This is a genomic window from Microbacterium sp. RG1, assembly GCF_005347485.1.
Taxonomy (GTDB): Bacteria; Actinomycetota; Actinomycetes; order Actinomycetales; family Microbacteriaceae; genus Microbacterium; species Microbacterium binotii_A.
In genome coordinates this window covers 2444932-2463096 of record NZ_CP034121.1, presented here as the reverse complement: position 1 = coordinate 2463096, position 18165 = coordinate 2444932, and the positions used below count along the sequence as shown (strand labels likewise).

At 69.4% G+C, this 18165-nt stretch carries 18 protein-coding genes; 12 read left to right on the top strand and 6 right to left on the bottom strand.

Annotated features, from left to right (window positions below):
• Positions 1-11: 11 nt before the first annotated feature.
• The gene (locus EHF32_RS11950; RefSeq protein ID WP_137418391.1) at positions 12-1238 is read left to right on the top strand and encodes a pyridoxal-phosphate-dependent aminotransferase family protein; all 1227 of its coding nucleotides are present in this window, start codon (positions 12-14) and stop codon (positions 1236-1238) included.
• Positions 1235-2545 carry an allantoate amidohydrolase gene (locus EHF32_RS11945; RefSeq protein ID WP_137418390.1) on the top strand — a complete coding sequence of 437 codons (1311 nt, stop codon included), beginning with the start codon at positions 1235-1237 and terminating at the stop codon, positions 2543-2545. Before EHF32_RS11950 ends, EHF32_RS11945 begins: the two co-directional genes overlap by 4 nt.
• A 397-nt stretch (positions 2546-2942) precedes the next feature.
• Here the strand turns inward: EHF32_RS11945 and EHF32_RS11940 are convergent, their stop codons facing one another.
• The 3 genes from EHF32_RS11940 to EHF32_RS11930 form a co-directional block, all read right to left on the bottom strand.
• Positions 2943-3239, bottom strand: coding sequence for a hypothetical protein (locus EHF32_RS11940; RefSeq protein WP_137418389.1), 297 nt, complete (start codon positions 3237-3239; stop codon positions 2943-2945).
• The gene (locus tag EHF32_RS11935; RefSeq protein WP_238343699.1) at positions 3236-3697 is read right to left on the bottom strand and encodes an ArsR/SmtB family transcription factor; all 462 of its coding nucleotides are present in this window, start codon (positions 3695-3697) and stop codon (positions 3236-3238) included. Before EHF32_RS11935 ends, EHF32_RS11940 begins: the two co-directional genes overlap by 4 nt.
• 167 nt (positions 3698-3864) lie before the next feature.
• Complete coding sequence (locus tag EHF32_RS11930; RefSeq protein ID WP_137418388.1) at positions 3865-4449, bottom strand: helix-turn-helix domain-containing protein; 585 nt, start codon at positions 4447-4449, stop codon at positions 3865-3867.
• A 114-nt stretch (positions 4450-4563) separates the two neighbouring features.
• Here EHF32_RS11930 and add (EHF32_RS11925) point away from each other — a divergent pair, with 114 nt between their 5' ends.
• The 3 genes from add (EHF32_RS11925) (at position 4564) to EHF32_RS11915 (ending at position 8369) form a co-directional block, all read left to right on the top strand.
• Positions 4564-5616 carry an adenosine deaminase gene (gene add, locus EHF32_RS11925; protein WP_137418387.1) on the top strand — a complete coding sequence of 351 codons (1053 nt, stop codon included), beginning with the start codon at positions 4564-4566 and terminating at the stop codon, positions 5614-5616.
• 27 nt (positions 5617-5643) lie between these two features.
• Positions 5644-6708, top strand: coding sequence for an ABC transporter substrate-binding protein (locus EHF32_RS11920; RefSeq protein WP_137418386.1), 1065 nt, complete (start codon positions 5644-5646; stop codon positions 6706-6708).
• Positions 6709-6998: 290 nt separating this feature from the next.
• On the top strand, positions 6999-8369 hold the full coding sequence (locus EHF32_RS11915; RefSeq protein ID WP_137418385.1) for an amidohydrolase family protein: 1371 nt from the start codon (positions 6999-7001) through the stop codon (positions 8367-8369).
• Between the two features lie 55 nt (positions 8370-8424).
• Here EHF32_RS11915 and EHF32_RS11910 read toward each other — a convergent pair whose 3' ends face one another.
• On the bottom strand, positions 8425-8925 hold the full coding sequence (locus EHF32_RS11910) for a septum formation family protein (protein WP_137418384.1): 501 nt from the start codon (positions 8923-8925) through the stop codon (positions 8425-8427).
• A gap of 305 nt (positions 8926-9230) precedes the next feature.
• Here EHF32_RS11910 and EHF32_RS11905 point away from each other — a divergent pair, with 305 nt between their 5' ends.
• From EHF32_RS11905 to add (EHF32_RS11875), 7 genes are all read left to right on the top strand, one after another.
• Complete coding sequence (locus tag EHF32_RS11905; RefSeq protein ID WP_137418383.1) at positions 9231-10307, top strand: ABC transporter substrate-binding protein; 1077 nt, start codon at positions 9231-9233, stop codon at positions 10305-10307.
• A gap of 87 nt (positions 10308-10394) precedes the next feature.
• Entirely contained in the window at positions 10395-11222 is an 828-nt protein-coding gene (locus EHF32_RS11900; protein ID WP_137418382.1) for an ABC transporter ATP-binding protein, read from the top strand.
• The gene (locus EHF32_RS11895; RefSeq protein ID WP_137418381.1) at positions 11209-12042 is read left to right on the top strand and encodes an ABC transporter permease; all 834 of its coding nucleotides are present in this window, start codon (positions 11209-11211) and stop codon (positions 12040-12042) included. Before EHF32_RS11900 ends, EHF32_RS11895 begins: the two co-directional genes overlap by 14 nt.
• Positions 12039-12962 (top strand): ABC transporter permease, encoded by a 924-nt coding sequence (locus tag EHF32_RS11890; RefSeq protein WP_238343698.1) that lies wholly within the window; start codon positions 12039-12041, stop codon positions 12960-12962. Before EHF32_RS11895 ends, EHF32_RS11890 begins: the two co-directional genes overlap by 4 nt.
• A gap of 50 nt (positions 12963-13012) precedes the next feature.
• A complete protein-coding gene (gene add, locus EHF32_RS11885) occupies positions 13013-14047 on the top strand; it encodes an adenosine deaminase (RefSeq protein WP_137418380.1) in 1035 nt (344 codons plus the stop codon).
• A 9-nt stretch (positions 14048-14056) separates the two neighbouring features.
• Positions 14057-14677, top strand: coding sequence for a helix-turn-helix domain-containing protein (locus EHF32_RS11880; RefSeq protein ID WP_137418379.1), 621 nt, complete (start codon positions 14057-14059; stop codon positions 14675-14677).
• A complete protein-coding gene (gene add, locus EHF32_RS11875) occupies positions 14674-15714 on the top strand; it encodes an adenosine deaminase (protein WP_137418378.1) in 1041 nt (346 codons plus the stop codon). Before EHF32_RS11880 ends, add (EHF32_RS11875) begins: the two co-directional genes overlap by 4 nt.
• 102 nt (positions 15715-15816) lie before the next feature.
• On the opposite strand, the gene EHF32_RS11870 is transcribed toward add (EHF32_RS11875), so the two are convergent.
• Positions 15817-16233 (bottom strand): hypothetical protein, encoded by a 417-nt coding sequence (locus EHF32_RS11870; protein ID WP_137418377.1) that lies wholly within the window; start codon positions 16231-16233, stop codon positions 15817-15819.
• Positions 16234-16587: 354 nt separating this feature from the next.
• A complete protein-coding gene (locus tag EHF32_RS11865; protein WP_137418376.1) occupies positions 16588-18153 on the bottom strand; it encodes a GMC family oxidoreductase in 1566 nt (521 codons plus the stop codon).
• Positions 18154-18165: the final 12 nt, after the last annotated feature.

Genomic DNA, 18165 nt, shown 5'->3' with positions numbered 1-18165 from the left:
AGGAAGCACTCATGACCGACACCCTCCCCATCGATCCGCCCGCACGCCTGCTCATGGGGCCGGGCCCCATCTCCGCCTACCCGTCCGTGCTGCGCGCCATGTCGGCGCCACTCGTGGGTCAGTACGACCCGTTCATGACCCACACGATGAACGAGACGCAGGAGCTGTACCGGCAGGTGTGGGCCACCGAGAACGAGGCGACCCTGCTCGTCGACGGCACGTCCCGCGCCGGCATCGAGGCCGCGATCGTGAGCCTCGTGCGCCCCGGCGACCGCGTGCTCGTGCCCGTGTTCGGACGCTTCGGACACCTGCTGGCAGAGATCGCCGAACGCGCGCTCGCCGAGGTGCACACGATCGAGACCGAGTGGGGTCAGGTCTTCACGCCCGCGGCGATCGAGGAGGCTGTCGTGCGCGTCAAGCCGACGCTCCTCGCGCTGGTGCAGGGCGACACCTCGACCACGATGCTCCAGCCGCTGGAGGAGATCGGCGAGATCTGCCGCGCGCACGGTGTGCTCTTCTACTCCGACGCCACCGCATCCCTGGGAGGCAACGCGTTCGAGACCGACGCCTGGGGGCTGGATGCGGCGACCGCCGGCCTGCAGAAGTGTCTGGGCGGCCCGAGCGGTTCCGCCCCGATCACCCTCAGCGAGCGCGCCGTCGACGTCATCCGCTCCCGCAAAAGGATCGAGGCCGGCATCCGCGAGGCGGGCGATGAGGACGCGCCCGATTTCGTGCGCTCCAACTACTTCGACCTCGGCATGATCCTCGACTACTGGGGTCCGCGCCGATTGAACCATCACACCGAGGCGACGAGCATGCTCTACGGCGCCCGCGAGTGCGCGCGCCTGCTGCTCATCGAGGGCCGCGAGGCGGTGATCGCCCGGCACGAGCTCGCCGGCCGCGCGATGCTCGCCGGCGTCGAGGCTCTTGGCCTCGCCGTCTTCGGAGACGTCGCGCACAAGATGAGCAACGTCGTGGCCGTGTACATCCCCCAGGGTGTGCCCGGCGATGCCGCACGCACCGCGATGCTCGAGGACTTCGGCATCGAGATCGGCACGTCCTTCGGTCCGCTGCACGGCAAGGTGTGGCGCATCGGCACGATGGGCTACAACGCCCGCAAGGACACGGTGCTCACGACCCTCGCCGCCCTCGAGGCGGTGCTGCGTCGGCACGGCGTCGCCGTTCCGGCCGGCGGCGGCGTGGAGGCCGCATCCGACGTCTTCGCGGGGCGCGCATGATGTTGGAGGTCTCGCCCGACCGCATCGCGGCCGCCGCGCGGCGCGTGATGGCAAGGTGCGACGAGCTCGCGCGCGTCACAGCGACGCCGGGCCGCATCGAGCGGGTCTACCTCTCTCCCGAACACGCACGGGTGAACCGCCTCGCGGCGGAGTGGATGCGCGAGCTCGGCATGCGCACGCGTCAGGATGCGGCGGGCAACCAGATCGGTCGGCTCGACCGCATCGTCGGCGACACGCTCGACCCGGACGCGCCCGCATTGATCATCGGGTCGCACCTGGACACCGTGCTGGATGCGGGACGCTTCGACGGGATCGTGGGCGTGCTGATGGGGCTCGAGATCGCCCGGCTCCTGCGGACGCCCGTCGGTGACGGGCGCTTCGGTGTCGCTCTCCCGTTCGCTCTGGAGGTCGTCGCGTTCTCGGACGAGGAGGGCACGCGGTTCGGCAAGGCCCTGCTCGGCTCCTCGGCGGTCGCGGGACTGTGGGACGAGGACTGGTGGGCGCTGACGGATGCCGACGGCACGAGCCTGCGGCAGGCGTTCCTCGAGTTCGGGCTCGACCCGGCGCGCATCGGCGAGGCCGCCCGACGGCCCGACGAGCTGATCGGGTACCTCGAGGCGCACATCGAGCAGGGACCGGAGCTCGACCGGCGCGGCGAACCGCTCGCGGTCGTCTCCTCGATCGCCTCCGCACGCCGCTTCCAGCTCGTCGTCGAGGGGGAGGCCCGTCATGCCGGCGGCACGCCGTACGACATGCGCCGCGACGCGCTGCTGGGTGCGAGCGAGGCGGCGCTCGCGGTGGAGCGCATCTGCCGCGACGAGCACCACATCATCGGCACCGTGGGTCAGCTCGAGGCCTACCCGGGTGCGGTCAACGTCGTGCCCGGCGAGGCGCGCTTCTCCCTCGACCTCCGCGGCGAGTTCGACGAGACCCGCGACCACGTGTGGGACGAGCTCTCCCGCGAGCTCGACGCGATCATGGGTCGCCGCGGGCTGCGCTGGAGCTCACGCGAGGTGCACAGCGCCGCGGCCGTCATGTGTGCGCCGCTCCTGCAGGATGTCGTGCGCGAGGGCATCGGCGCGGCCGACGCGCCCGGCGGCACCGACCCGGCCGTGATCTTCAGCCGCGCCGGCCACGATGCGATGTCGATCGGCGCGATCACCGACGTCGGGATGCTCTTCCTGCGCAACCCCGACGGCATCAGCCACCATCCGGGGGAGTCCGTCTCGGCGCCGGATGTGGCTCTCGGCATCCGAGCCCTCGCCGAGTCCGTGATCGCGCTCGCCGCCGACGTCCGCGTGCGCTGACGACGGGGGTGGCTCCGGCACCGTCTCGCCCGCTTCCGCGACACTTTCCCGCATCCGCGACAGCAATCGACAGGTGTATCTGCGCATTTGTGTGGCACCTGCGCACCTGCGCACCTGCGTCGCAGTTCGGTAGGGAGGGCGACAGGAGACCGTGCGGGGGGAGCGCGGCACGGGCTGCGCCCGTATCCGCGACAGGTTCGAGTTCAGCTCGGCTCCCGGTAGCGACGCCGCCCGCATCCGCGACACCTCTCCGCATCCGCGACAGTTTTCGACTGGCGCGCCTGCGCATTTCTGTGGCATCTGCGCATGTGCGTCGCAGTTCGGCAAAGGGCGGGAGCGGGGTGACAGGGAATAACGAGACCGGTGGGCGTGGGCAGTCCCGCCCCACCGGTAAGCATCAGTGCTCGTCGTAGTGGTCGCCGTGCGCGGCGTGCTTGTGACCGTCGTGCACGTAGTCGACATGATCGTCGTGGCTGACGGTGTCGTGCCCGCATCCGTCGCCGTGGGCGTGCTCAGCGCTCGAGTGCTCGGCCACGCTCTCGTGCTCGTCGTAGTGATCGCCGTGCAGGGCGTGGTGGTGCGTGCCGTGCACGTAGTCCACGTGGTCGCCGTGCGTGACGGCCTCGTGGCCGCAGTCGGTTCCGTGCTGATGTTCGTCGACGCCGTGCTCGGCGTGAACGTCGGTGGTGCTCATCGTTCTTCTCCTTGATCGGTTGGGTGCTCTTCGAGGACGTGGGTGAGTGCGTCTTCCACGACATGGGCGATGTGGTCGTCACTGATGCTGTAGAGCGCTTCGCGGCCCGCGCGGGCGACGGTAACGACACCCGCGGAGCGAAGCGTCCTGAGGTGCTGGGAGACCAGCGGTTGTGACATACCGGTGCTCGCCACCAAGTGCGTGACCCCCGCGGGTTCGGCCGCCAGGAGTCGGACCAGTCGTAGGCGCGACGCTGAACCCAGCACCTTGAAGAGTGCTGCGGCCGCCTCGAGACCTGCGTCCTTCTCCACCCCGACATCACACCACAACGCATAAACACATGGCAATGTATTTATGTAGACGATAACGATGATCAGGCGCGGATGCGGGCGGCATCTGTCCCGCATCCGCGACAGGTTCGAGTTCAGCTCGGCTCCCGGTGGCGACGCTGCCCGCATCCGCGACACCTCTCCGCATCCGCGACAGTTTTCGACTGGTGCATCTGCGCATTCGTGTGGCGTCTGCGCACCTGCGTCGCAGTTCGGCACGGAAGCTCGCCGGGCAGTTCGGCACGAGACCGTGCCGGGAGCGTCACAGAGGACCGCGCCACGGCGCCGCGCCGGGATCAGCGGGGGCGCGGGACGCTCGTGACGAAGAGGGCGACGACCCGCTCCTCGCCGACGAGGCGCCAGCGGTCGCGGGCGCCCGCGGGGAATCGGATGAAGTCGCCCGGATCGAGCGCATAGGTGCCGGCGCCGAGCACATCCACCTCGAGGCGCCCGGAGACCAGATACAGGCCGCTCTCGCCCGGAGACTCGAACCACTCGGCGATGTACTCCTCGGGACCGAACGCGTACTCGACGACCTCGAGCGCCGAGCTCTCGCGCAGCAGCAGCGCGCGCCCCAGCGCGGCATCGTCTCGCTCCGCGACGGGGATGCGGCGCCCTTCCCCGGCGCGGACGACGTCGACCTCGTCGACGCCCACGGCGGGGAGCAGATCGCCGGGTCGCACGCCGAGCGCGCGGGCGAGGCGGTAGACCGACGCCATCGACGGGGCGCTCGCGCCGCGCTCGATCTGGCTCAGGAACGGCTGACTCATCCCCGCCGCGGCGGCCAGCTCGCGCGTCGAGAGCCCGGCCGCATCGCGGAGTCGGCGGATCTCGGCGCCGACGACCGAGCCGAGGTCGGCATCGAGGGAGGGGTCGCTCAATTTACGCTCCGGAAACGTTCGCCGAATGCTCTCGTCATCGCATGCATTGAATATGAATGCTGTCAGTTATCACTGAGGGTGTCTCCCTCAGTTTAGAAGAGCACGGAGAGCCCCATGAGCGCGTCGGCCGAGATCGAGCGGATCGTGCGGGGACTGCCCAAGGTCAGCCTGCACTGCCACCTCATCGGCTCGGTGCAGGCGACGACGCTCGTCGAGCTGGCGGCCAAGCACGGCGTCATGCTCGACGGCGGACGCACCGCCGATAACCTGTTCGACCACGCCAGCTACGAGGACCTCGACGAGTTCCTCCGCGTGCTGGATGTGGCGGGCTCCGTCATCCGCGACGTGGACGACTTCCACCGCGTCACCTACGAGTCGCTGACCGCCGGCGGAGCCGCGCACAACGTGCTCTACCGCGAGATCTTCCTCAGCCCTCCCGGACACCCCGGCATCGCGTACCGCACGATCATCGACGGCGTCCGCGCCGGGATGCGCGACGCCGAGGTCGACACCGGCATCCGCAGCAACCTCATCGTCGGCCTCAATCGCAACGACACCCCGGGCGCCGCCACCGAGCTGGTCGAGACGATGATCGCCAACCCCTACGACGAGGTCATCGGGATCGGCCTCGACTACTCCGAGATGATCGGGCCGCCCGAGAAGTTCTGGAAGGCCTTCCGGCTCGCCGGCGAGGCCGGTCTGCAGCGCACCGCGCACTCCGAATCGGGGCCGCCGCACAACATCGAGACCATCCTCGACCTGCTCGGGTGCAGCCGCGTCGACCACGGCTACCACGTCGTCGACGACCCCGACATCACGCGCCGCTGCGTCGAAGAGCGCATCCCCTTCACGTGCACGCCCGTATCGAGCGACATCGGCCGCTACTCCGGCAGCGGGGACGGCAGCCACCTCCGCATCAAGCAGATGGTGGATGCGGGACTGCTCGTGACCATCGACTCCGACGACCCGCCGATGTTCGGCACCGATCCCACCCACGACTACCGCGCCCTCGCCCAGGCGCTCGGGTACGGCCTCGACACCCTCGCATCCTTCACCGACAACGCGATCGAGGCGAGCTGGCTCGACCCGGACAGCAAGCGCGACCTGCAGCAGCGTGCCGACCGCATGGTCGCCGACCTCGCGGCGCCGCTCGGCACGACCCCCTGACCACCCCATCCACCACCAGGAGCACCCATGTCACGCAGCCACCTATCCCGCCTGGGAGTCGCCCTCGCCGGCCTCGTCGTCTCGGCCGCCGCCCTCACCGCCTGCGCCGGCGGGGCGGGGGAGCCGTCCGCATCCGGATCGTCCGACTCAGCCGGTCTCGGCGACGTCACCCTCCAGCTCAGCTGGATCCTGAACGAGGAGTTCGCCGGCGAGTACTTCGCCGACTCGAAGGGCTACTACGAGGAGGCGGGCCTGGGGCAGGTGCGGCTGATCCCCGGCCCCTCGACCGGTGTCGCGGAACTGCTCAGCGGCACGACCGACATCGCCATCAACGACGCCGTGTCGGCCGGCACGGCGGTGGCCACCGAGGGCGCGCCCATCAAGATCATCGGCGCGACGCTGCAGAAGAACCCGTTCACCATCCTGTCGCTGGCCGACGGGGGCAACATCCTGAAGCCGTCGGACATGATCGGCAAGCGCATCGGCGTGCAGGACTCCAACCGCGCGCTCTTCTCGGCGCTGCTCGCCGCGAACGACATCGACCCCTCGCAGGTCGACATCGTCCCCGTGCAGTACGACCCGGCGCCGCTGACCAACGGCGAGGTCGACGGCTTCACGGCCTACCTCACCAACGAGGCGATCACCGTCGAGATGGCCGGATTCAAGACCGCCAATCTGCCGCTCGCCGAGAACGGCCTGCCGTTCGTCGCCGAGACGTTCTCGGTCACCGACGACACCCTGAAGAACCGGCGCGACATGCTGAAGGCCTTCCTCGTCGCCGAGATCCGTGGGTGGACCGATGCTCTGGCCGATCCCGACGAGGGCGCGCGTCTCGCGAAGGACGTCTATGGCAAGGACCTCGACCTCGATCCCGCCAAGACGATCGCCGGCCTGCTGGCCACCAACGCGCTCATCACCACGGACGAGACGGCCGAGAACGGTCTGTTCACCATCTCCGATGCCCTGCAGAAGCAGACGATCGCCAGCCTCGCCGGTGCGGGCATCACGCTGGAGGCGTCCGACCTGTTCGACATGAGCCTGCTCGACGAGGTCTACCAGGAGAACCCTGACCTCATCGCGTACGCCGGCTGAGCCATCCATGGCGCCGCCCCGCATCCCGCGTAGGATGCGGGGCGGCACCGTGTGTGGGGTGCCATGGGGTGCGCCGTGTGCCGTCCCATCCGTCACCGCGTGCTCAAGGGCGACACATTTCCGCATCCGCCACAGTGATCCACTGGCGCATCTGCGGAGAAGTGGCGCATCTGCGCAGATGCGACGCAACTCGGGCATCGGCCACGCGCCGCGGGCGCCACGTGCGCGAAACATCGCAGTGTTAGCGTCACCAACATCCGCGTCGTCCGCCCGAACCGAACTGGAGCCCCATGAGCCTGCTGATCACGCACGCCCGCCTCATCACCGTGCCCGCCGGCACCGAGGACGCCGGCTACATCGAGGACGGGTGGATGCTCGTCGAGGAGGGACGGATCGCGGCCATCGGATCGGGCGTTCCCACGGTCACCGCCGACGAGGTCCTCGACGTCGACGGCGCGTTCGTTGCCCCCGGGTTCGTGTCGAGCCACTCGCACCTGTTCACGAGCGGGCTGCGCGGCCTGGGCGTGGGCGAGACGCTCTACGGATGGTGTGACTCCATGCTCGGCATGACCTCCGCGGCGACGCCGGAGGACATCTACTGGTCGACCCTCCACGGCGCACTCGATTTCCTCGGCAACGGTGTCACCACCGCCTACAACTTCACCGATCCGCTGCAGGCGTGGGAATCGATGGTCGACGGCAAGCGCGTCGGCAACGCCGCGATGCGCGGACTCGAGTACCACACGCGCCAGGCCGACGGCTGCCTCGACGCCGGCATCCGCTTCGTCGACGCGATCGGCATGGACGCGACCGTCGGCACCGACGACGAGATCTTCGACCGGTTCGCTGCCGAGGTCGCGCACTCCCGCGCGATGGACCCGGCCTTCGCGCTCGGCGCGTCGATCATGGGCCAGGTGCAGTGGTCGCCGCGGCCGGATGCCGCCGAGGTCGAGGTGGAGGCGATGCGCCGGTTCGGGGTGACCAACCAGGCCCACTTCCTCGAGTCGCCCGAGGCCGTGCCGCTGCAGCAGTCGAAGTTCGCGATGTACCGGGATGCGGGAGCCCTCGGCCCCGGCATGATGTTCGGTCACTTCATCCAGACCACACCCGAGATCATCGAGCAGACCGCCGCCGGCGGCGCCTCGATGTCGTGGCAGCCCGCATCCAACGGACGCCTCGCCTCCGGGGTCGCCCTCGTGCCGGAGATGCTGGCGCTGGGGATGAAGGTCGGGATGGGCCTCGACGATCAGGCCTGCACGGACGTCTCCGACCCGTGGCAGAACATGCGCGCGGGCATCTTCATGCAGCGCGCCCGGACGAAGGATCCGCTGTCGATGATGCCGGAGCGGGTCCTGCGCCTGCACACCCTGGGGGGAGCTGCGATCCTGGGCGTCGACGACCGCGTCGGCAGCCTCGAAGTCGGCAAGTTCGCCGACTTCGTCGTGGTCGACCCCCGCAAGCCCGACGTCGGTCCGCTCTGGCACCCCGTGCGCAGCTACGTCCTGTCGATGACGCCCCGCAACCTCAAGCGGGTCTACGTGGGCGGCCGTCTCGTCAGCGAGGACGGCGTCTCGACGAACCCGCTCGCGCCGGAGGCGACCATTCGCGTGCACGAGGACCTGCCCCGCGTGGCCGAGCGACTCGGTCGCCACCCCGCCTGACGCCGCGAACGACGAAGGGGGCCGGGATGACCCGGCCCCCTTCGTGTGCGATCGATCAGCGCGCGGCGCCCGCGAGCGTGCCGGTGACCTGACCTGCGGTGTCATAGATGATGCAGGAGACCAGACGGTCGTTGCCCTCGTCCCAGCTCTGCTGGGTCGGGACGAAGTAGGAGAACTCCAGGGTCGACTCCTCGTAGGCGATGCCCGTGAAGGTCGTGAACTCGGGGTAGCAGCCTTCGTCGGCCGCGGAGTAGACGCCCTCCTTGCCGGGGAACTCACCGTCGGGCAGCGAGAACTCGTAGTAGACCTCGTTGTCGTGCGGCTCGCTGCAGGGCACGACCGGGACGTCGGTGACCTCTTCGCCGGACTGGTCGTTGAGGCAGTCGCCCACGGAGAGCGTGAAGACGTCGGCCTTGCCGGCGTCGGTGATCTCGCCCGTGTCGGAGTCGCGCACCGCCTCGGGGCCGCCCCCGAGGTCGCTGATCTGGAAACAGCCGCCGAGGAACAGGGCGGCCCCCATGACGGCGGAGGCGGTAAGGAGGCGGGAGGTACGCATGGCACTCGCTTTCGGGCACGCTCAGACGGCTGTGCCGTCGGAGGAGGCTGAAGGGGACGTGTTCGCTGTGGTGAACGGCCGCCAGGCTATCGGTCCACGCGTGCGCGCATGAGCCTCTTGACGCCGACCTGTGGATAGGTCAGGTGTAACGGTGCGGAAACACGACCGCCAGTGTTCGTGAAATCTACATCGCTTAGCGTCGGACTCGTCACGCAGACCGCTGCCGCCGGGATGAACCCGAGCACGGGAGGCGCCGGCATCCCAACCACCCGAAGTGCACCACCCGACAAACCGGGAGACAGCTTATGTCCCGCTTCACCGCACGCCGCACGCGCGTCGCCGTGTCCATCGCCGCCGTCGCTCTCTCGGCCCTCGCGCTCAGCGCGTGTGCCGGATCCAGCGACCCCGCATCCTCGTCGTCCTCCGGCGGCGACGCCGCGGGCCTGGGCGACACCACGATCCAGCTCAGCTGGATCAAGAACGAGGAGTTCTGCGGCGAGTTCTTCGCCGACTCCAAGGGCTACTACACGGACGCGGGCTTCAGCAGCGCCACGCTCGTGCCCGGGCCCTCCACGAGCGCCACCGAGCTGATCGCCGGATCCGCCGACTTCGGTCTCAGCGACGCCGTCGCCATCGGCTCCGTCGTCGCGAGCGAGGGCGCGCCGCTGAAGATCATCGGCACGACCTACCAGAAGAACCCGTTCACGATCCTCTCGCTGAAGGACGGCGGCAACATCGCCACGGTCGCCGACCTCAAGGGCAAGAAGATCGGTGTGCAGGACCCGAACACGTCGCTGTTCAACGCCTTCCTCGCCGCCAACGGGCTGACCACGTCCGACGTCACGGTCGTCCCGGTGCAGTACGACCCGGCGCCCCTCACGAACGGCGAGGTGGACGGCTTCGTCTCCTACCTGACCAACGAGGCGATCATCGTCGCGAACGAGGGCTACGAGACGGTCAACCTGCCCTTCGCCGACAACAACCTCGCGTTCCCGGCGGAGACCTTCGTCGCGACCGACGACATGATCAAGAACAACCCGGAGAAGGTCAAGGCGTTCCTGAAGGCCGAGATCCAGGGATGGACCGACGCGATCGCCGACCCCGCCGAGTGCGCGCGTCTCGCCTACGAGGACTACGGCAAGGACCTCAACCTGGACCCGAAGAACTCCGAGGCCGGTGCCGCCGCCCAGCTGAGTGACCTCGTCGTCTCCGACGAGACCTCCGAGAACGGCCTGTTCACGATCTCCGACGACCTCAAGGACGCCACGATCAAGAGCCTGTCGGAGGCCGGCATCGACGTGACCGCCGACCAGCTGTTCGACACCTCGCTCCTCGAGGAGCTCTACAGCGAGAACCCCGACCTGGTCAAGTACGCAGGTTGACACCGCGAGGGCGCCCGTCCGCGGGCGCCCTCGTACTCCCCTCCCCCGTCGGTGACCCACCGACCCCGAGCGAAAGCAGCCATCGACGTGACCCACACTGTCGTCGAGACCGGCGCGACCGATGCCGCGCTCGGCACCGGCCTCCAGATCACCGGCCTGAACAAGGTTTTCACCACCGGCCGCAAGTCGGTCGTCGCCCTTCAGGACACGAACCTCCACACCGACCAGGGCACGTTCCTGTCGTTGCTCGGACCGTCGGGATGCGGGAAGTCGACCATCCTCCGCATCCTCGCGGGCCTCGAGCAGCCCACGAGCGGCACGACCCGCGTCGACGGCAAGAGCCCCAAGGAGATGCGTCGCGAGAACAAGCTCGGGATCGCCTTCCAGGACTCGGCGCTGCTTCCGTGGCGCAGCGTCTACGCCAACATCCGTCTGCCGTTCGAGATCGCGGGCAAGAGCCCCGACAAGGCGTACATCGACGAGATGATCGCGCTCGTCGGGCTCCGCGGCTTCGAGAAGGCCAAGCCGGCGCAGCTGTCGGGCGGGATGCGGCAGCGCGTGTCGATCGCGCGCTCGCTCATCATGCGCCCCGAGGTCCTGCTGTTCGACGAGCCCTTCGGCGCTCTCGACGACATGACCCGCCAGAAGCTCAACCTCGAGTTGCTGCGGATCTGGACGGAGAAGCCGGCGACCACGCTGCTGGTGACGCACGGCATCTCCGAGGCCATCTTCCTCTCGGACCAGGTCGCCGTGATGAGCCCGCGCCCCGGCCGCATCAAGGAGGTCATGACGATCGATCTGCCTCGGCCGCGCCTGCCCGAGATGATGCGCAGCCCGGAGTTCCACTCCTACGTCGATCAGGCCTCCGAGCTCCTGTTCGGAGCGGGAGGGGCCGCGGCTGATGACGACCACTGACGCGTCGCCGAAGGGCAGAGCGGTCCAGTGGGAGGACGTCCGCCTCCCCGCATGGGTCATCGGAATCATGGGCGGGATCGCCCTCGTCGCCTTCTGGTGGCTGATCTCGACGATCTTCCTCAACCCCTCGGGCCGGCAGATCATCCCGAGTCCGCCCGACGTCATCGGGGCCTACATCACGACCGGCTGGGACTACTTCGCCCGTAACTTCTCCGTGACCCTGGTCGAAGCCGGCATCGGCTACCTCTGGGGGAACGGTCTCGCTCTCGCGCTCGCGTTCATCGTCCTGCTCGTTCCGCGGTTCGAGGGCGTGGCCATGCAGTTCGCGATTCTCACCTACTGCGTGCCGATCGTCGCGATCGGCATGCTCGCCGTCGTGCTGTTCCCCGTTCCGAAGGCGGGCGAACCCAGCGGTACGGCGGTCTTCCTGGCAGCTCTGTCGGTCTTCTTCACGACCGTCGTCGGAGCGCTGCTCGGGCTCAAATCGGCCGACCGGTCGAGCCTGGACCTCATCACCGTCTACGGCGGCAGCAAGCTGACGCAGCTGCGCAAGGTGCGACTCATCGCGGCACTTCCCGCCATCCTCAATGCGCTGCAGATCGCCGTCCCTGCCGCCTTCCTCGGCGCCGTGCTCGGTGAGTTCTTCGGCAAGATCGAGGCCGGGGTGGGCTTGGCGATGATCCTCGCGCAGCAGAACTCCGACGCGCCGCTCGTCTGGGCGCTCGCCCTCGCCTCCGGTGCCGTGGCGCTCGCGGGCTTCGCCCTCGTCGGACTCGTCGCCCGCCTCATCGCGCCCTGGTCGAAGGGAGCCCAGAAGTGACCGAAGCAGCCATCGCGGCCACCGGCACACGGCAGTCCGCCGAAGCCATGAACGCCCCCTCCGGCCCGCAGCCGCCCTCACAGAAGCCCGATATCCAGGTGACAGTGCGCAAGCAGGTGGCGTCCGGCGCCCTGAAGGCGTTCGGCTGGGGAATGGTGACCTTCGTCGGCACCCTCGTGGGCGTGCTCGCGCTGTGGGTCGGTGTCCTGGCGATCCTCAACGTCTCGCCCATGATCGCCAAGGGCCCCATCGACGTGTGGAACTACCTCTTCACGCTGCCGGCAGCCGAGGCGAACCGTGAACTGATGTTCGGGAACCTGGCCGTCACACTGGGGCACTCGCTCATCGGTTTCGTGTCGGGACTGGTCGTGGCGATCCTCGGCGCCAGCATCTTCCAGCTGAGCAAGGGGATCGAGCATGCGCTCATGCCGGTCGCGATGCTCCTGCGCTCGGTGCCTCTGATCGCGATGGCGCCGGTGATCATCATGATCTTCGGCCGGGACATCGCGACCGTGGCCGTCATCGGCGGGATCGTCGTGCTCTTCCCCGCCCTGGTGAACATCTCGTTCGGTCTCAAGTCCGCCTCCGCGCAGATGAACGATCTCGTAGAGGTCTACGGCGGTGGTTCGTGGGCCAAGCTGCGCAAGATCGCCATGCCGTCCTCGCTCCCGGCGTTCTTCGCCGCCGTGCGCATCTCGGTGCCCGGTGCGATCACCGGTGCCCTGCTCGCCGAGTGGCTCGCCGTCGGCGGCGGGATCGGCGGCTCGATCGCCGGCTACATCCCGCAGGCACAGTTCAGCGCGCTCTGGACATCCGTGGTGCTCGTCACGATCGTCTCGCTCGTGCTGTACAACGTGATCCAGATCGTCGAGAACGTGGTGCTCGCCCGCATGGGCATGCGCGCCCAGACCGGTATCTGACCCCCGCGGCGACTCGCGCCGCATCCGCCGATTCCAGGAAGATCTTCGGTATGACCGATCTCACCGCGTTCGCGCACGGCCTGCCCAAGGCAGAGCTCCACCTGCACCTCGAGGGCACCCTCGAACCCGATCTCAAGTTCGCGCTCGCCGAGCGCAACGGCATCGAGCTCGCCGAGAAGACCGTCGACGAGGTGAAGGCGACCTACGACTTCACCGACCTGACGAGCTTCCTCGCGGTGTACTACCCGGCGATGCGGGTCCTGGTCACGGCCGACGACTTCCACGACCTCGCCTGGGCCTACCTCCAGCGGGCTGCGGCGCAGGGCGTCGTGCACGTCGAGATGTTCTTCGACCCGCAGGCACACACCGGTCGCGGAGTGCCGTTCGCCGATGTGATCGGCGGGTACCGCCGCGCCGTGGTGCGCGCGGAGCGCGAGCTCGGCATCTCGGCCGAGCTCATCATGTGCTTCCTGCGCGACTACTCCGCCGAGTTCGCCTTCGCCACCCTCATGGAGGCGCTGCCCTACAAGCAGTGGATCCTCGGGATCGGCCTGGATTCCGACGAGCGCGGCAACCCGCCGGAGAAGTTCGCCGAGGTCTTCGCCCGGGCGCGCGCCGAGGGCTTCCTGCTGACGATGCACTGCGACATCGACCAGCCCGGCTCCATCGACAACATCCGCACCGTGCTCGATGAGATCCAGGTCGACCGGATCGACCACGGCACCAACATCGTCGAGGATCCGGCGCTCGTCGCCCTCGCCATCGAGCGCGGGCTCGGCTTCACGACGTGCCCGGTGTCGAACTCGTTCGTGACCGAGCAGATGAAGGCGGACGAGATCGTGGGGCTGCTCCGGCAGGGCGCCAAGGTCACGCTGAACTCCGACGACCCGGCCTACTTCGGCGCGTACGTCGGCGACACCTACGTCGCGCTCGCCGAGCACGCGGGGCTGACCGAGACCGATCTGGTGCAGTTCGCGATCAACTCGTTCGAGGCCTCGTGGCTGACACCCGCCCGCCGCGCCGACTACCTCGCGGCCGTCGCCGACTACGCGGCGCGCCACGGCGTCGCGATGCCGGCGGCATAACCTCGGACCATGACCGACCCTGTCGCCACGATCGCCGCGGACGAGGATGCGGCCGGCCAGCGTCTGGGCGCCCGCATCCGCGAGCTGCGGCAGGCGCGCGGACTGACCCTCGTGCGTCTGGCCGCGGCCACCGAGCTGTCGCATCCGTTCCTGAGCCAGCTGGAGCGCGGGCTCGCCCAGCCGAGCCTGGCGTCGCTGCGGCGCATCGCGGTGGCACTGGAGACGAGTCCCATCGAGCTCATCGCCGCCTCCGACGAGCCGCGCGAGGCCGCATCCGCGATCGAGATCCAGCGTGCCGGATCCGGCGCGGTGCCTGAGGGCTTCGCATCCGGCACCGCGCGGATGCTGGCGCACGACGCCCGCGCCTTCCATCCGGTCGAGGTCGTCGCCGACGCCCTCGTGCCCGGCGAGAGCTTCACCCACGAGGAGGAGGAGTTCCTCTACGTGGTGGCCGGAGGCATCCGGATCGAACTCGACGGCGAGGCGCACGATCTGATCGCCGGCGACTCGGTGCACTTCCCCGGAGGCGTCGTGCACCGCTGGTGGTCGCTGGACGGGCAGCCGTACCGGCTCCTCGTCGTCAAGAGCGCGGGCGTTCTCCGGCCCCGCACACCCGGAGGAACGCCGTGATCTCGTACGCCGACTATCTGCAGCTGCTGCCCAAGACGGAACTGCACTGCCACTTCGCCTCGACCATGACGGCGACCACGTTCATCGAGCTGGCCGCGCGCTACGGCGTGGAGCTGTGGGGCGACGACCCCGAGACGCTCTTCGACTTCGCCGACCTGCCCGAGTTCCTCGTCGCCTTCCGCGCCGCGCACGACGTGCTGCGCGAGCCGGCGGACTTCGAGCGGGTCGCCTGGGAGGGCGTGCGGGCGGCCGTCGCCGAGGGCAACCTGCGCTACCGCGAGTACTACGTGAACCCGCAGTACTTCGCCGCTCGCGGGATCGGCTACCGGGACGTGATGGACCCGATCATCGCGGGCCTGCGCCGCGCCGAGGCCGACTTCGGCGTCGGGTTCCGCATCGTGGCCGCGATCAACCGGCGCGACAGCCCCGAGTCCGCGGTCGCGATGGTGCGCGAGGTGATCGAGCACGGCATCCCCGAGGTCGTGGGCATCGGCCAGGACGACCTGACCCCGGAGAACACCGAGGACCCCACCCGGTTCGCGGCTGCGTACCGACTGGCCGCATCCGCCGGTCTGAAGCTGACGGCGCACGTCGGGGAGACGCCGACGGCGACACCGGATGCGGTGCGCGAGGCGATCGAGGTGCTGGGCTGCGACCGCCTCGACCACGGCTACCGCATCGTCGACGATCCGGCGGTGGTGGCGCTCGCGCTCGAGCGCGGTATCGGCTTCGCGACGACCCCCGTGTCGACGACCATCTGCTCGGGGTGGACGTTGGACGAGGGCCACCGCCTGCGCGCCATGATCGACGCGGGTCTCACGATCAGCGTGTCGACCGACGATGCGATGTTCTTCCGCACCGACATCGGCAAGGAGTACCGCGAGGGGCTCATGGCGCTGGGCGTCGACGCCGCCACGGCGAAGCGGATCGCCCTCGCGGGCATCGACATCTCCTTCGCGGATGCGGCCACGAAGGCACGCCTGCGCGGTGAGTTCGAGGGTGCGTTCATCGCCCTCGACGCCCTCCTCGAGCCCTGAGTCCCGGCGTCGGCCGCTGCTGATCCTCCTGCTCACTGTTCGCCTGTCACAGATCGACGGGAACCCGTCGATCTGTGACAGGCGAACAGGCCCGGGACGCGGTCAGGCGGCCGCGGTACGGCGACGGAAGTACGGGTTGGATGCCGGCAGGTACATCAGCACGGCTGCGGCGATTGCGACGAGCACGAGGAGGATGTCCACGATGTTGCCCGCCGCGAAGGCGGGTAGCCCCGCCAGCACCGCGATGATCGCCAGGATCAACAGCACGATGCGTGCCCAGTTGCGTCCGCGCAGCATGTAGACCGCGAAGAGGATGCGCAGCGCTGCCCCGATGGCGAGGCCGATGATGGCCGCGGCAGGACCGACGGCGGCCGCGACCTGCGGATCGTTGCCGACGTCGGCGAAGTCGTAGCTCCCGTTCGCGAGCGAGGTGATGATCGAGATCGCCGACAGCACGACCGTCGCCATCCAGAGCCAGAAGGATGCGGTGACTGTCGTCGGGCGCGCGGCGTTGTCCATGATCGTTCCCCCTTCGAGTCGCCCACGGTGGGTGCTCTGGCTCAGACCATAGGGCACGCACAGGCGCGCCGGGGAGAGCCGGTCCGGATTCGGGCGGCCGCGGTGTCAGCGGGCGGCGCGGGGTCCCGTCGCCGCATCCGGTGCGGTCGACGCCCTTGTCCGAGGGGGCGCGTGTTGTTGTGTCGCGGCGCCGGAGCCCGCGTTTCGGGTCCCTCGAAGAGAGTTCGCCTGTCACAGATCGACGATTTCGGCGCGATCTGTGACAGGCGAGCGGGGGGGGAAGGGGAGAGGGGCGGGGCCGCGGGAGAGGAGCGGGGGCAGGCGAGCGGGAGGGGCGAGCGGGCGGCCGCGGTGTCAGCGGGCGGCGGCGACGAGCTCGGCGCCCCGCTCGGCGATCGCCACCGTCGGGGCCTGCGTGTTGCACGTGGGGATCGACGGCATGACCGACGCATCCGCCACCCACAGCCCCTCGAGCCCCCTCACCCGCAGCGTCGGATCGACGACCGCGAGCTCGTCTGTGCCGATGCGCGCGGTGCCCGAGCAGTGGAAGAACGTGCCGATGTTCTCGCGCACGAATCGCACCTTGTCCGCGTGCGCGAGCCCTGCCGCCGGCGTGATCGGCCCCTCCGCGAGGTCGGCGTACGCGGATGCCGCCACGAGATCCTGCACGGCGTCGACCGCCTCGACCATCGCGGCGAGGTCGGTCGGATCGGCGAGGTAGTTCGGATGGATGTCGGCGGCCGCCTCCGGATCTGCGGAGCGCACCCGTACCCATCCCACACTCCGAGACCGGTACAGACCGGGTACCAGGGCGAAGACGCGGTTTCCGGCCAGGTCGTGGCGTGCGTGCAGCGCCTCATCGCCTCGAGAGCCGTGCGCGACGACGGTGTGGAGGTCGGGGCCTGCCTCGGCGTGGGAGCTGCGCCAATTGAGCATCGCGCCGCCCCCGTTGCCGATCACCGGACCGAGGTCGTGCCGGGCACGGAAGTTCATGCCCAGGATCAGCGGGTGATCCTGGAAGTTCTCGCCGACGCCGGGCAGATGGTGCGTCGTGCGGATCCCGGATGCGGCGAGCCGGCCGGCGTCGCCGATGCCCGACAGCTGGAGCAGGCGCGGGGTATCGAGTGCACCGGACGCGAGCACGATACGCGCTGCGGTGGTCTCCACCGCGAGATCGCCGACCGTGTGCCTGACGCCCGTGACGCGGTCTCCGGCCAGCACGAGCGCGTGGACGCGGCTGTCGACCAGCACGTCGAGATTCGCCCGGCCGAGCGCGGGCTCGAGGTAGCCGCGCGCCGTGCTCCAGCGTTCGAACGAACCGTCTTCCCCCTGGATCGCGTTGTAGTCCGCGTAGGTGGCGCCCTCGTTGGACGCCGCATTCGCGTCGTCGATCACCGGGAGGCCGCGTTCGGCGGACGCGGCGATCAGTGCGTGCGCGATCGGGTGCACGTGCGCGAGTGGAGCCACGCGCATCGGGCCGTCGAGGCCCCGGTAGACGGGGTCGCCCCCGGCGCGGGCCTCGGACCGGCGGAAGTACGGCAGCAGATCGTCGTAGCCCCAGCCGGTGGCGCCCGCATCCGCCCACGCGTCGTAGTCCGCGCGGTTGCCGCGGTACCAGAGCATGGCGTTCGTCGAGGACGATCCGCCGAGCACCTTGCCGCGCGGCATCGCGAGCGAGCGGCCGAGTACGTGCGGGGTGGGCGTCGACCGGTAGCCGTGGTCGTACTCGCCGCCGATGAGGGCGTCCCAGTGGGCCGCGTCGAGGATCTCGCGCACGCCGCGGTGGTCGCCGCCCGCTTCGATGAGGAGCACGCGGACGGCGGGATCCTCGGACAGGCGCGCCGCCAGCACGCATCCGGCCGCCCCGCCGCCGACCACGATCTCGTCGTAGCCGGCGGCGGGGGTGCGTACCAGGGGCATCACGCGCCCCCG

Coding starts and splice junctions, on each gene's coding strand:
- EHF32_RS11935 (WP_238343699.1), bottom strand. CDS start 3,697: ATGCGGGCAGCGTCGCCACCGGGAGCCGAGCTGAACTCGAACCTGTCG.
- EHF32_RS11940 (WP_137418389.1), bottom strand. CDS start 3,239: ATGAGCACCACCGACGTTCACGCCGAGCACGGCGTCGACGAACATCAG.
- EHF32_RS11915 (WP_137418385.1), top strand. CDS start 6,999: ATGAGCCTGCTGATCACGCACGCCCGCCTCATCACCGTGCCCGCCGGC.
- EHF32_RS11905 (WP_137418383.1), top strand. CDS start 9,231: ATGTCCCGCTTCACCGCACGCCGCACGCGCGTCGCCGTGTCCATCGCC.
- EHF32_RS11945 (WP_137418390.1), top strand. CDS start 1,235: ATGATGTTGGAGGTCTCGCCCGACCGCATCGCGGCCGCCGCGCGGCGC.
- add (WP_137418387.1), top strand. CDS start 4,564: ATGAGCGCGTCGGCCGAGATCGAGCGGATCGTGCGGGGACTGCCCAAG.
- EHF32_RS11910 (WP_137418384.1), bottom strand. CDS start 8,925: ATGCGTACCTCCCGCCTCCTTACCGCCTCCGCCGTCATGGGGGCCGCC.
- EHF32_RS11920 (WP_137418386.1), top strand. CDS start 5,644: ATGTCACGCAGCCACCTATCCCGCCTGGGAGTCGCCCTCGCCGGCCTC.
- add (WP_137418380.1), top strand. CDS start 13,013: ATGACCGATCTCACCGCGTTCGCGCACGGCCTGCCCAAGGCAGAGCTC.
- EHF32_RS11865 (WP_137418376.1), bottom strand. CDS start 18,153: ATGCCCCTGGTACGCACCCCCGCCGCCGGCTACGACGAGATCGTGGTC.
- EHF32_RS11950 (WP_137418391.1), top strand. CDS start 12: ATGACCGACACCCTCCCCATCGATCCGCCCGCACGCCTGCTCATGGGG.
- EHF32_RS11895 (WP_137418381.1), top strand. CDS start 11,209: ATGACGACCACTGACGCGTCGCCGAAGGGCAGAGCGGTCCAGTGGGAG.
- EHF32_RS11870 (WP_137418377.1), bottom strand. CDS start 16,233: ATGGACAACGCCGCGCGCCCGACGACAGTCACCGCATCCTTCTGGCTC.
- EHF32_RS11880 (WP_137418379.1), top strand. CDS start 14,057: ATGACCGACCCTGTCGCCACGATCGCCGCGGACGAGGATGCGGCCGGC.